Genomic DNA, 13,519 nt, shown 5'->3' on the forward strand with positions numbered 1-13,519 from the left:
TCATCACGGGGGAGCCGATGATTCCGCACACTGACCCGGTCGAGCCAACCCAGTCGGCAGCCTATCCCCACCTCGTCGATCGAGCCGTCGCCTGTATCGAGGAGCACGGCGGGGTGATCGACGAGATCCTGTTGATCGCTCGTGTGTTCGGCAATGCCACGAACATCACGCTCTGGCGACCGCTCCTGCGAGAGATCCTGGAGGATCATCCCGCGGTTCGGCTTCGCCCGGATGGACACTGGACGACTCGATCGACACAGAAGATGGCAGCGGTTCCAGCTGAGTTTGTCGTCGTCGATGTCGAGACGACCGGGCTGAAGCCGGCCCAGCAGCGGATCATCGAGGTTGGACTCATTCGTGTCTCTCCGCACGGCGCTCCGTTTCGTTGGTCGTCCCTCGTCAATCCCGAACGACGGATACCGGACTACATCCGGTCGCTGACAGGGATCGACGATCAACTGGTCGCAGGCGCGCCCGACTTTCGCTCGATTGCCCCGACGATCGTGGAGATCGTTGGCGACTTGCCCCTGGTTGGACACAACGTTGAGTTCGACATCGGATTCCTCAACGCCGAGTTGGCAAGGGCGGGACTCCCGAAGCTGATCAACCAGAGCATCGATACACTCGCGCTCGCGGCAACGCTCGCTCCTGAAACCCGCCGGCTGAATCTCGGAGATGTCGCCCGGTCCCTGGGGATTCCTGCGAAAGAGTCCCACCGGTCCTCCAACGACGCTACGACCACGCTGGAGGTGTTTGGCGCGTTGCTCGGCCGGGCGCAGAAGCACGGGTTGGTGACGCTGGAGGATCTAACGCGTCTGAACCAGACTCGCCGCGCCCCTGTCCCGGTTCATAACGCGGTTGGTCGGGGCCGCTCGATTCTGGATACTTCCCATCTTGCGTCCATCCCCCATGCTCCAGGTGTCTATATCATGCGCGATGCCGCTGACTCGGTGATCTACATCGGCAAGGCGCGTGACCTGCGCAAGCGAGTGGCGAGCTACTACTCCCAGCCATTGGGGTACACGCGAAAGATGGACGGGTTGCTCCAGACGCTTGCGACGATCGACATCGAAGTCGTTGGATGCGAGCTCGAGGCGCTCCTCCTCGAGTCGCAACTGATCCGACGATATCGGCCGCGGTACAACACGGTCCAGCGTAACGTCGAACAATACGTCTACGTGAAAGTTGATGTCTCAAATCCGTGGCCACGCGTCGTCGTTGCGAAAGACCGGTCAGACGATGGCGCCACGTACTTCGGGCCGTTTCGCGCCGCGTCGAGCGCGCGTAAGGCCGTCGAGCTCGTGAATGATGTGCTCCCGCTGCGAACGTGCCGTCGCTCGTTTGCTGACAAGCGCTCATATGGGTCACCGTGCCTGGAGTTGAGCCTGCATCGTTGTCTCGGCCCGTGCATGGGCATGGCGGATCCCGAACAGTACCGCGAGAGCGTGAATGACGTGCTCGCGTTCTTCCGGGGGGACGAGAGCCGGTTGATCGCGCGTCTCCATGCCCGCCTCGAGGAGACCGTCGAGACGCTGGATTTCGAGCGAGCGGCTCGGCTCCGCGATCGCATACGACAGGTCGATACGCTGGCGCGCGAGCAGCGCGGGCTGGCTGTCGCTACCGCCTGTCCCCGAGCATTGCTCGTTGTTCCTGGTGTAGAAACGGGGACTCGCGGAATCTGGTATCTGTTGAACGGACGACGTTGGGCGCAGTTGACTGTTCCGGACGACATTCCGCTGGACATACTGGTTGAACGACTCAGCCAGGTTCACCGACGCGCGCAACTCGCGGCGAAGAGGTTTCGGCCAGATCATCACGCTGTCGACGAGATGGCGATCCTCGCCCGTTGGCTACGACGCGCTCCAGGCCACCCGGCCTATCTTCCGGTCGACGATGACTCACTCGCCACAGCCTGCCGCCAGGCGATGCAGGTGGATCTGACGGCTCCATTTGGTGAGGGGTTGGTTGCACCAGAGACTGACGACACAGACGGTTCCGAGTACGATAGGACAGACGACGAGTGTACGGACATCCATGTGGTGCGCGAGGGGTGAGATGACGAACGGCTCCGGTAATCGGACGTTGATACTTGATGAAGTGGCCGCGCTGGTGAGGGAATGCACGCTCTGTGAGCTGTGTCGCGGCAGAACGAACGCCGTCCCGGGCCACGGATCGCCAGACGCGGAGATGATGTTTATCGGTGAGGCGCCAGGCTGGAACGAAGACAAGCAGGGCATCCCGTTCATCGGGGCTGCCGGCCAGTTTCTCAACGAGCTCCTTGCCGCGATCAACCTTGACCGCGAGACAGTGTTCATTACCAACGTCGTCAAGTGCCGGCCGCCAGGAAACCGCGACCCACTTCCCGACGAGATTGCCGCGTGCTACCCGTACCTGGAGACGCAGATCCGAGCCATCGACCCGCTTCTGATCGTGACGCTAGGGCGTTACTCGATGGCTCGCTGGTTTCCCAACGAGCGCATATCGCGTATCCATGGCGAACCGCGGCGCGTCGATGATCGGGTGATCGTCCCGATGTACCATCCTGCGGCGGCGCTGCACCAGGGTTCGCTCAGAGCCACGATTCAGGCGGACTTCGAGCGCCTGCCGATCATCCTGGCACAGGCCAGAGAGGATCGCGCCAAGATCGAGAACGTTCCGCCACAGATCAATCAGGCACGGCTATTTTGAAGCACTCCGGGTCGGTTGCTTGACCCGCGTCCCGGCAACTCGTAAAGTGTACGTACACTAGTGCAATGATGAGGGCGAGACGATGGCAGCGCGGGCGAACATGAAAATGAACAAGGCACGTGATGCTGCGTCGGAGGAAACCGCCCGAGGCAAGATCGTCGAGTTTCCACCCGACCGCCCGGCGTCGGCTGCGACGGACGAGCGAGCGCCGAGAATCTCCGTCGCGCCTCGTCTGCGTGATGAGCTTCTCGCGTTTGGCGTGTTCACGGTGGCGGTTGTGGCCGCGTTGCCGATCGTTGGGCTGGCCGGCCACAGCGCGCTGTCGCTGGCAGGCGACTTCTTCGGGCTGGTGCTTGGCAAAGCGGCGATTGCAGTGCCATTCGGGCTATCCATTATCGCCGTCGAGCTGTGGCGGGCTGGTGAAGCTGCCCAACGCACGCGACGAATCGTCGGAGGCGCGACAACACTGCTTGCGATCGTTGGCCTGCTGGGCCTCAACGGACGCAATAACGACGTCGAAGCCGCCGGTGGCTATATCGGGCTCGGTGTCGCGCGTGGGTTGATGGCCGTTGTCGGCGAAGTCGGCGCGGCAGTGGTTCTCCTTGCGGTCGGCGTCGTCGGAGTCTTCCTCGTTACTGGCTATGACACTCGAGAGATCGTTGATTCATGGCGCAGGGTTCGACCGCGCTCTCGCGCCAGCAAGGAGACGCCCGAACCGGAATGGGCGGTTGAGACCGAGTCTCTCGGCGCGCTCGCCACTGAAGCCTACGCTGTCGCGGAGCCGACCGAGGCACTTGATGTAACGCCGCCACGGATCACACCGGTAGCCCCTGCCAAGCCGGTTATTAACCGGCCGAAGTTGGAGCGCGCGCCGAGCGCTTCGTCAGTCCTACCTCCGGCTGACGAAGAGAGCGCGCCGCCGGCGCATCGTGGCGTCTGGAATCTCCCATCGATTGATCTGTTGAAGATCTATGAAAGCATCGAGCCAGACGGGCCGGAGCTTGAGGCTAAGGCGCGTCGTATCGAGAAGACCCTCGCGTCGTTCAAGGTTGATGCGACCGTTCGTGAGATCTTTCCAGGGCCGGCGGTGACGCTGTTTACCCTCGAGCCAGGCTCAGGCGTAAAGGTGCGGCGGATCACGGAACTGCAAAATGACCTTGCATTGGCTCTCGCGGCAATGTCATTGCGCATCGAAGCTCCGGTGCCCGGTATGGCCCGGGTGGGTCTCGAGATCCCGAATGGCAGTATTTCCACTGTCGGACTTCGCGAGGTGCTTGACTCGGCGACATTCGGAAAGAGTAAGGCCAAGATCCCGCTCCCGCTGGGCCGCGACGTCAACGGGCGCTGTGTTATCGGTGACCTGACGCGGATGCCGCACCTGCTGATTGCTGGCGCGACCGGTTCGGGAAAGAGCGTCTGCATCAACAGCATCATCGCGACTTTCCTGCTCACGAAGTCGCCTGATGATCTCAAGATGATCATGATCGATCCGAAGATGGTCGAGCTCTCAGGGTACGAGGGTGTGCCACACCTCAAGGCGCCGGTCATTACGGAGATGGACAAGGTCGTCCCCGCGCTGCGCGCAGTGCTTCGCGAGATGGAGCGCCGTTACCAGACGTTCTCGCGACTCGGCGTTCGCAATATCGACGGCTACGAGCTGCGCCGGTCGACTGACCCGACGATGGAGAAGCTTCCATACCTCGTTGTGATCATCGATGAGCTCGCTGACCTTATGATGACAACGCCCGACGAGGTCGAGACGCTACTTGTGCGGTTGGCTCAAATGGCCAGAGCCACGGGGATCCACCTGTTGATCGCGACCCAGCGGCCTTCAGTGGATGTGCTTACCGGACTCATCAAGGCCAACGTCCCGGCCCGGATCGCATTTGCCGTGTCGTCGCAGATCGATAGTCGCGTCATCCTGGACATGCCCGGAGCCGAACGGCTTCTCGGCCGTGGCGACATGCTTTTCATGCCGGCCGACGCGGCAAAGCCACATCGAGTTCAAGGGTCGTTCGTCGATGACCAGGAGCTGCAGGCGCTCGTGAAGCACTGGAAGCTGCTGTCGCCCGAGATGCAGTACGAGCAAGAGTGGGTGCAGCTTCCGACGGAGGACGACGATGAGGATGCGACCGAGGATCCTCTGTTCGAGCAGGCACTATCGATTGTGAAGCAACAGGGAACGGCGTCTGCGTCAATGCTCCAGCGTCGACTACGCATCGGCTACAACCGCGCCGCGAGGCTGATCGAGGCGATGGAGGACGAGGGCTACATCGGCCCGGCAGACGGTTCCCGTGGTCGGACCGTGCTCATCTCTGATGACTGGGATGAAGCGTAATCGGCGGATGAGCGCGGAATGTATACTTTCTGGTGTCGATTTCAGCTCCCCGGAGGCTAGCATTTGCGCTCGACACGCATCACCGTTGAACCCGTCGCCCGACTGATTGACGAGCTCGGCCGCCTGCCTGGCGTCGGACCCAAGTCAGCATCGAGGATGGCCTACTTCCTGCTTCGCGCACCCCGAGAGCAGGCATTGGCGCTTGCTGAAGCCGTCATCGAGGTAAAGGATCGGATCATCCTCTGCTCGCGGTGCTTCAACATCACGGAAGAAGATCCGTGCGCCGTCTGCCAGGATACAACCCGGGATCAGCGCGTGATCTGTGTTGTCGAGGAGCCACTTGATGTTCTCGCCCTCGATCGAACCGGCGAGTATCGCGGTCTGTATCACGTTCTTCATGGCGCTATCTCGCCAGTCGATGGTATCGGGCCAGACAAGCTTCGAATCCGGGAGCTCGTCGAGCGCGTCGAGCGCGAGCGTCCCGCGGAGGTGATCCTGGCGATGAACCCGAACATCGAGGGCGACGCTACCGCAATGTATATCGCGCGCCAGCTTGTTTCTACTGGTATCACGATCAGCCGGCCGGCAAGCGGGCTCCCGGTCGGCGGTGATCTCGAGTACGCCGATGAGATCACGCTCGGACGCGCTCTGACAGGTCGACGCGTACTCTGAGATCGCCCGAAGCGCCCGTCGATGAATCGAGGGAATTCGGCACCGTGGCAACCCTCGTCGCCCGCCCGCTATTAGCCCGCGATCTGCCCGCATTGCGGCACGCTCGCCAGCGCGTTGCTATCCTCGACTGGGATACGCGGCGTGAGTGCGATGGCCCGCGCGTGGCCCAGCACGCGTTCGCGGCTATCGCGCCAGGCTACACCCGCGAGCGCGTGTACGTCGCGCTGATCGACGGGGAACTGTGTGCGGCATTGTCCATGCGTTCGCAAGAGATCACGCATCACTGGGATGTCGCGATTCTGGCTGCTGGGTCGCCGCGCCTCGATGCCGAGGACACGGTTGTTCTGGAGCTCTGGACAGCGCTCCTGGAGTATGGGATAGCCGCGTCCGGCGCGCTGGGCGGACGGCGGATCTTCGCCGCTGCCGAGGCTGACTCGATCGCGTATCAGAGCCTTCGAGCGGTCGGGTTCGAGCCGTATACCCGCCAGACGATGCTTCGCGCGGTGGATATCGGTGACCATGCCGCGCCACCCGTGGGGATGCGGAGCCAGGAGCCCAGCGATGTGTGGTCGATCCAGCATCTGTATCATCACGTCACTCCCCGACCGGTGCAGTTCGCCGAAGCACTGACGAGCGCCGCATGGGAAATCCACCCGCAGACGATACTTGGTTGGCTCTTGCAGGATCGACAGAGACAATACCAGTCGGTCCTGGAAACGGTGGATGGCATCGTCGCATACTCCAGGATTACCCGGCGTCATCGCTGCGCGCGGATAGAGTTGCTCGTCGATCCGTGCGCGCTGGACGCCGCTCCGGCGTTCGTAGCTGCAACCGTTGCGGAATCCGGGGCGCATGGCTGCTCGGTCGAGATAATCATTCCAGAATACCGCGCGGATCTCGCCTGGAAGGTCGAGGGGATCGGATTCGACGCTGTCGCCGACCGTATCGCGTTGGTCCGTCACACAACCGCCCCAGCCACGGTTCGCGAGCGTTTTGCGGCGCCGGCTGAAGGTGAGCGTGCGCCGAAAGGGGTTCCATCGTACTTCTGTAGCCGGGGTGGCTCGACATGTGGCGCCGTCGTTTCGGCGCGCGATGCCCAGCGAATGGAGCGGTGATGAAAGTGACTTCACCTCAGGCGGTGTCGATGCTTGGCGGGCAGCAAGCCCCCGCGGTGCAAGAAATCGCGATCACCGATAATCTGGATAATTTGCTTGCTGCCCTGCCGGCGCAAATTGCCGAGAGTACACGTGGCGCGATCGCCGAGCGCTCTGATGATGGCCTGATCGAGATCGTCCTCGATCTCGGTCGACGTCCAGAGGCACGGTTTCAGCATAGTAGCGTCTATCTGACCGAAGATGAGACGAGCCGGGACGATCTCTCGCGTGTCGCTGAGCGGATCGGTCGCTTCGGGGAAGACAATCGCGCGGGGATCGAGCGCACGCTGCACCGTATCTCGGCGATCCGAAACCGAAGCGGTGACATCGTTGGTCTGACCTGCCGTGTCGGACGAGCCGTCTACGGCACGATCGGCATCATCAGCGACCTCGTCGAGTCAGGCGAGAGCATCCTGCTCCTTGGCCGGCCCGGGGTCGGGAAAACGACGATGTTGCGCGAGGTTGCCCGCGTGCTGGCAGACGACCTCGAGAAGCGGGTTGTTATCGTCGACACGAGCAATGAGATCGCCGGAGACGGGGACATCCCGCATCCGTCGATCGGCCGGGCCCGACGAATGCAGGTGCCAACCCCAGCGATGCAACACCACGTCATGATCGAGGCGGTAGAGAACCATATGCCCGAGGTTGTCGTCATCGATGAGATTGGAACTGAGCTGGAGGCGGCCGCGGCTCGAACGATCGCCGAGCGGGGAGTCCAGCTGATCGGTACTGCCCACGGCAACACACTCGAGAATCTGATGGTGAACCCGACGCTTTCAGATCTCATTGGCGGTATCCAGTCGGTCACGCTCAGCGACGAAGAGGCTCGCCGGCGAGGAACACAGAAGTCGATCCTGGAGCGTAAGGCTCCGCCGACATTCGCGGTGATGGTCGAGATTCGCGAGCGTGATAAGGTCGCGGTGGTTCGTGACGTTGCAACCGCTGTCGACGCGATGCTTCGCAACCGGCACCAGCGAGTCGAGCTCCGCGAACGTCTGTCGACCGGCGAGATCATCATCACCGATGACAGTTCAGCGCCGGATGACCGGCCTCATCGGACAGACGATCATCGTTCGTCACGACGAAACGACGATGCGCCCAAGGAGGCGCGGCCCGAGTTCGAGGACGTGCTCGAGACAGCGGCGTCCGCCAACCCGTTGGCGCGAGGACGCGGAACCGCGGCGAGGCCGGTTCGAATCTTCCCGTTCGGTGTGAGCCGCAACCGGCTCGAGCAGGCACTGACCGCGATGTCGTTACCTGCTCAGATCGTCCGGGAGGTATACGACGCGGACATGGTGCTGACGCTGAAGAACTACTACCGGCAGCGTCCGCAGCAGCTCCGCGATGCTGAGACGCGGGGAATCGCCATCTATGTCCTGCGGTCGAACACCGTTGTCCAGATGCTCAACGTATTTCGTGACCTCGTTCGTGAAGCCAACCCGGACGTTACGCCTGGCGAAATCGGCCAGCGCGCCATCGCCCCCGGTGATCCGATCGAATCGGCGATGTTCGAGGCGGAGGGCGCTATCAACGCCATCCTGGACGGCGCGCCTCCGATGGAGCTGCGCCCTCAGGCGCCGTATATTCGTCGACTTCAGCATCAGTTGGCCGACCGTTACAACCTCGGGTCGCGCAGTCGCGGGCGCGAACCAAACCGACATGTGGAGATTTTCCGCGATGGGTTCCACGATTGAGCCTGTTCGTGACGTTTGAGGGCACCGAGGGTTCGGGAAAGTCGACACAGGTTCGGCTGCTAAGCCAGAGGCTTCGCGATCTGGGATACGATGTGGTTGCGACACGCGAGCCTGGTGGTACCTCACTCGGCGAGGCGGTTCGTGAGATCGTCCTTGGCTCGAATATCGAGGTTAGCGCGGAGGCCGAAGCGTATCTGATGACTGCGGCGCGCGCAGAGCATGTCAGGCAGGTGATACGGCCGGCGTTGGCGAGGGGCGCGATCGTGCTCTGCGATCGATTTGTCGACTCGACGCTTGCCTATCAGGGCGCCGGCCGAGGTCTGCCGACCGATGAGTTGCGGCGCATTCAGATGCTTGCAGTGGGCGCCAGCTGGCCAGACATGACCGTGCTGCTCGATCTCCATCCGGATGCCGGCCTGGCCAGGCGTCGATCTGGCGGCGACTCCAATCGAATCGACGATGAAGAATTGGAATTCCACCAACGTGTTGCCGACTGGTTTCGGGAAGAGGCAGCACGAAACCCGACGCGCTGGGTTGTCATCGATGGACAGCCCAACACCATCATGGTTCATGAGGCAGTCCTGAATTGTGTGATGTCGAGACTATGTCCGGGCGAACGACCCCGGCTGTGAAGCGAGAAGATATGAAGCTGGTATTCGCCGTAGTCCAGGGTAAGGACGCCGACAACCTGCGGTCGGCGCTACTGGATGGTGGCTACCGCACGACGCAGATCAATAGCGCTGGCGGCTTCCTGCGGGAGAACAATGCCACCTTCCTCGTTGGTGTCGATGATGAATACGTTGGTGACGTTCTGCGCATCATCAAGCGGACGTGTTACACCCGCACACAATACGTCAACCCATTGATGCCGATCATGGAGCCGGGCGAGTTCTATGTGCCGACACCCGTGGAGGTTCAGGTCGGTGGGGCGGCAGTATTCATTTGTGGTGTCGATCGCTTTGAGCGGATCATGCCGTGACGATCGGTTGATAGAGTCAGGAGCTATCCCGTTTGGAAGCGCTGATCGCACGCATTCTTCAGATATTCCTCGCCCTCACCGGCGCCTACTCGCTGGCGCTCTGGTTCGCGTTGGTGGTCTGGACGTATCGGGACATCACGACGCGCAGCGCCAACGCCGTCACCCACATCTTCTCGACGCTCGTTGTCGTGCTGTTCTGGATTCCAGGCGTCGTTATCTACCTGTTGTTGCGTCCGCGGGAGACTCTGGAGGCAGCGTTCCAGCGCACCGTCGAGGAGGAGTACCTTCTCCAGGATCTGGACGATATCCAGACGTGCCCGTTCTGTAACCGGGCCGTGCAGGATGATTTCCTCTATTGCCCCCATTGTCGGAGCCGACTGCGCTCGGAATGCCCCGGCTGTCATCGGCTCGTCGATCTTCGCTGGCAGGCCTGCCCGTATTGCGCCACGGACCTGACAGGTGTCCAGCCGTCGGTAACGCAGATTCGTGTCCACACCGACAGCCGACAATCTGTGGCCGGGGGCGCCCAGCCGGTCGACAATTACCGCTCGGGCCAGCGTCAGCCGGCGAGCGACACCACAGTTGACGCCAGCGAGAGCAACGTCACTCCGCGGATTGTCACTCCTCGTGTCGCACATGACCCAGGCTCGGCACCGCGCCAGGCCGGATCAGATAGTTGAACTTGCTCTGAAATGCCGCGTAGAAGTTCATCTGTTCGGTCATGATCAGCCTGAACCGATGCGGACTGTGCGTCACGCGCACCAGTTCGCCGCAGGCGAGCGGCCGCGTGATCTGGCCGTCGAGGATCAAGTGGGCCTCGCGCTCGCTGCTCATAACCATCTCGATTCGGCTATCCTCCGGGACGACAAGCGTGGAGCGAATCGGGGAGTGTGGTGAGATCGGCGTGATCGCGAACCCGCTGACACCGGCCGTCAGGATCGGCCCGCCAGCAGCCATACAATATGCCGTGCTGCCCTGGGGGGACGCGACAATCATTCCGTCGCCCGGATACGTATTGACATAACGGCCGTCAACGTAGAGCTCGATGTCGACCATCTGGATGCCGCTGCGGACCACGACATCGTTGATAGCCCAACCCACATCGACTACTTCGTCGTTCGATCCGACGCGCGCATCGAGCGTCGGGCCGTCCTGGATATCAAAGTCGCCGTTCACGATTTCGTTCAGTACTTCTGGCCACTGCAATTGCTCGGTCATCGCAAGGAAGCCGACTTTGCCGAAGTTGATGCCGAGAAGCGGCATTCCGGGGTAATTGTGCGCCATCCGCATCATCAGCCCGTCGCCCCCCAGCGCGACGAGCGCATCGGCCGGCTCGCCGCGACGGATCGACGCCTCATCGATAGTCGCGTAGCCACGCGCATGAAGCCAGGCGTGAATCTGCGGCGCCAGCGCGTGTGAGTCAGCTTTGCCGCGGGCGGGGACGATTGCAAAGATCTCTGGTGGTGTGTGCTGTGGCATTACGAGACCGTCGCGACAACTTCGACGCCATTCAGCGCCATCGAATGAAGAAAGACGGCGTGCAACAGGTCACCATCGTGTGGCTCGGCGCCGACCTCCAGCGCGCGATCGACTGGCATGTCGTAGGTCTGGACGCAATCGACCGGAATGATGATCCGTTGCTCACGATGCTCGGAAAGCCCTCGGAGCTTCAGCGCCATGGCTGCCTGATAGACGCAAAGGTCGGTGCAGTCGCCTACGATGATCCATGTGGTGAATGGTCCGTGTGTGCGTTCCCAGTCGATCCACCCCGGCGCGATCGTGCTCGATATGCTGTTCTTCTCGACAATATTGAACGAGTCAGAGAACGGCAGTGCGCGTAATTCCGGCGCGGTTTCGGATTCCTCGGTCCCGGCCACGCAGTGCGGTGGATAGAAGGCAAACTCCTGAGCATCCGACAGGTGAGTGTCCTGAGTGAGCACGATCGCGTTGACTCCCGCATCGTGCGCCGCTGTCATCAGCTTGGCGACTGGCTGGAGTAGTGCTGCCACGCGGGGGCTGGAGAGCGCGCCATGGTGGCAGAACCCGACGATCAAATCGACCGACACGATGGCAACCCGCTCTGGTCCACCCGCGCTGGTGATGATTTCAGTCAGTGCTGCGGATGGCAGCTGATGCAGCCATCCTTCGATGTAGTTCAGATATGGTGTCGCCCGTTCGGCGAGCATCGTGCCCTCAGCCATTGCCATTGGATACTCCGCTTCCAATCATTGTCGACACCTCGTGATTCTCAGACAGAGAGCGCAACGGATTCAACGTGTAGAGTAGATTGGAACAGCGCCAGAACTGGTGCCCGCCACGGCGCCGCTTCGTGGCGGTAAGGCCGATCCGATCCGGGGCTGCTGCGGGTTGGTGTTGTAGCCCGATGTTCACCGACGTTGATCTCTCTCGTACTGTGTTCCGCGCGCAGTATAGGGAATCGGCATTTCCGCCGCCATTCCCGGCTTGCTGAGGATGTCATCAATGGTCGATCCGAGATCACCAATGGAAACACCCGAGCCCGAAGGTCGCCAGAGACTGTATCGCGTGCGGGGCATTGTCCTGCGTCGACGCGACCTGGGGGAGGCGGACAGGATCGTCACTTTGCTCACGGCTGAGCGTGGGAAGTTGCGCCTGGTCGCCAAAGGATCGCGTCGGACGAGCAGCAAGCTTGCCGGCCATCTTGAGCCATTCTGCGCGACACGGCTATTGGTCGCGCGGACGCGAGGGCTCGACATCATCTCCCAGGCAGAAATGCTCGAGTCGTTTTCACGCCTGCGCGAACGCGAGTCGGCCATCGCGATCGCAGGGTATCTCGCCGAGCTAGTCGATGCGTTGGTTCCCGAGGATGAGCGCCACGAGGCGGTCTACGATCTGCTCTTTGCCGCATATCAGCTGATCAACGACGGTGGCGACGAACGGCTCGTGAGTCACATCGGTGAGATGGGGTTGATGCGTGTCCTGGGTTATCGTCCGGAATTAAGTCGATGTATCGTCTGTGGGCGCGATATCGAGGCAGAGATCAACGGGTTCAGCGTCGAGGGTGGTGTCGTCTGCCCGAATTGTCTCGTTGGGCGTCCCGACGCCAGACCAATCTCCGTGAACGCGCTGAAGATGCTGCGCCTGATCGATCGGGGGGAGATTCAGCGCCTGTTGTCATTGCGCATTCCGGCAGACGTAGCGACGGAGGTTGGCGATCACCTGGCGCGGTACATTACCCGGCAGGCTGGCCGCGACTCCGCCGCCCGTCGTGTTGTCGCCGAGTTGCGCTTAGAATAGTTGTCGTCACTGGGGCGTCGTAGCTGGGGTGGATGTCCACCAATCGGAGGCAGTCGGTGTCGTACCTCGATAAGCTACTCGGGCAAGATGAATCGATCCTGTTGGTCGCTCACCGGCATATCAGCTTTCTGATCGTCCACATGCTGCCTACCGCGCTTGTCACGATTCTCCTCTGGGTCGGCGCAGGGCTCGTCCAGTCTCGGGTGGATCGTCTTGAGCCGTGGCTGGCACTGGCGATCGTTGGAGTCTCGATCGTGACGCTCACAATGACCGTCTCCCGCTTCCTCACCTGGCAGCGTGAGGAGTATGTGATCACGAATTACCGCATCCTGCAGATCGAGGGAGTCTTTACAAAACGGACTCTCGATTCGGCGCTCGAGAAGGTGAACGACGTGTTGATGACGCAGTCGGTTCTGGGCCGGTTGTTTGGTTACGGAAACATCGACATTCTCACCGGCGCCGAACGCGGTATCAACAACCTCACCGGAATCTCCGGCCCGTTTGAATTCAAGCGCACGTTGATGAACGCCAAGATGCAGCTCAGCGATATCGGCGAAGGTGACCGGCGACCGGTGGTCAGCGACCACGCCCGGCTGGTGACGGCGCTAACTGACCTGCGCGCTGCGGGCGTCATCTCGCCGGAAGAGTTTGAGGAGCAGCACCAGCGGCTTGTCCAGGAGTAACACACGACCCTCGCGACATTGACACCCCGGCAGTC

General features: G+C 61.7%; 13 protein-coding genes. 11 read left to right on the forward strand and 2 right to left on the reverse strand.

Going from position 1 to position 13,519, the window contains the following annotated elements; translation table 11 throughout:
• Positions 1–17: 17 nt before the first annotated feature.
• The 9 genes from V9F06_05615 to V9F06_05655 all read left to right on the forward strand — a co-directional run bounded on the left by V9F06_05615 (position 18) and on the right by V9F06_05655 (position 10,205).
• Complete coding sequence (locus tag V9F06_05615; protein MEI2617114.1) at positions 18–2,054, forward strand: exonuclease domain-containing protein; 2,037 nt, start codon at positions 18–20, stop codon at positions 2,052–2,054.
• Position 2,055: 1 nt separating this feature from the next.
• The gene (locus V9F06_05620; GenBank protein ID MEI2617115.1) at positions 2,056–2,688 is read left to right on the forward strand and encodes a uracil-DNA glycosylase; all 633 of its coding nucleotides are present in this window, start codon (positions 2,056–2,058) and stop codon (positions 2,686–2,688) included.
• Between the two features lie 82 nt (positions 2,689–2,770).
• A complete protein-coding gene (locus V9F06_05625) occupies positions 2,771–5,026 on the forward strand; it encodes a DNA translocase FtsK 4TM domain-containing protein (protein MEI2617116.1) in 2,256 nt (751 codons plus the stop codon).
• Between the two features lie 63 nt (positions 5,027–5,089).
• The gene (gene recR, locus V9F06_05630; GenBank protein ID MEI2617117.1) at positions 5,090–5,698 is read left to right on the forward strand and encodes a recombination mediator RecR; all 609 of its coding nucleotides are present in this window, start codon (positions 5,090–5,092) and stop codon (positions 5,696–5,698) included.
• Between the two features lie 44 nt (positions 5,699–5,742).
• On the forward strand, positions 5,743–6,813 hold the full coding sequence (locus tag V9F06_05635) for a hypothetical protein (GenBank protein ID MEI2617118.1): 1,071 nt from the start codon (positions 5,743–5,745) through the stop codon (positions 6,811–6,813).
• A complete protein-coding gene (locus V9F06_05640) occupies positions 6,813–8,546 on the forward strand; it encodes a R3H domain-containing nucleic acid-binding protein (GenBank protein ID MEI2617119.1) in 1,734 nt (577 codons plus the stop codon). Before V9F06_05635 ends, V9F06_05640 begins: the two co-directional genes overlap by 1 nt.
• A complete protein-coding gene (tmk, locus tag V9F06_05645) occupies positions 8,543–9,178 on the forward strand; it encodes a dTMP kinase (protein MEI2617120.1) in 636 nt (211 codons plus the stop codon). The genes V9F06_05640 and tmk overlap by 4 nt, the downstream gene beginning before the upstream one ends.
• A gap of 11 nt (positions 9,179–9,189) precedes the next feature.
• Positions 9,190–9,525 carry a cyclic-di-AMP receptor gene (locus V9F06_05650; protein ID MEI2617121.1) on the forward strand — a complete coding sequence of 112 codons (336 nt, stop codon included), beginning with the start codon at positions 9,190–9,192 and terminating at the stop codon, positions 9,523–9,525.
• Between the two features lie 32 nt (positions 9,526–9,557).
• Positions 9,558–10,205, forward strand: coding sequence for a zinc ribbon domain-containing protein (locus V9F06_05655; protein MEI2617122.1), 648 nt, complete (start codon positions 9,558–9,560; stop codon positions 10,203–10,205).
• Here the strand turns inward: V9F06_05655 and V9F06_05660 are convergent.
• Complete coding sequence (locus V9F06_05660; GenBank protein MEI2617123.1) at positions 10,144–11,004, reverse strand: NAD(+)/NADH kinase; 861 nt, start codon at positions 11,002–11,004, stop codon at positions 10,144–10,146. The two genes, V9F06_05655 and V9F06_05660, sit on opposite strands and share 62 nt — an antisense overlap.
• Positions 11,004–11,732 (reverse strand): isochorismatase family cysteine hydrolase, encoded by a 729-nt coding sequence (locus V9F06_05665; GenBank protein MEI2617124.1) that lies wholly within the window; start codon positions 11,730–11,732, stop codon positions 11,004–11,006. Before V9F06_05665 ends, V9F06_05660 begins: the two co-directional genes overlap by 1 nt.
• A 274-nt stretch (positions 11,733–12,006) precedes the next feature.
• On the opposite strand from V9F06_05665, the gene recO reads away from it, so the two are divergent.
• Both recO and V9F06_05675 read left to right on the forward strand, forming a co-directional pair.
• Positions 12,007–12,801: a DNA repair protein RecO gene (gene recO, locus V9F06_05670; GenBank protein MEI2617125.1), complete on the forward strand. Its 795-nt coding sequence runs from the start codon at positions 12,007–12,009 to the stop codon at positions 12,799–12,801.
• Between the two features lie 56 nt (positions 12,802–12,857).
• Complete coding sequence (locus tag V9F06_05675; protein MEI2617126.1) at positions 12,858–13,484, forward strand: PH domain-containing protein; 627 nt, start codon at positions 12,858–12,860, stop codon at positions 13,482–13,484.
• Positions 13,485–13,519: the final 35 nt, after the last annotated feature.

The sequence above is a fragment of the Thermomicrobiales bacterium genome (assembly GCA_037045155.1).
GTDB lineage: Bacteria > Chloroflexota > Chloroflexia > Thermomicrobiales > CFX8 > JAMLIA01.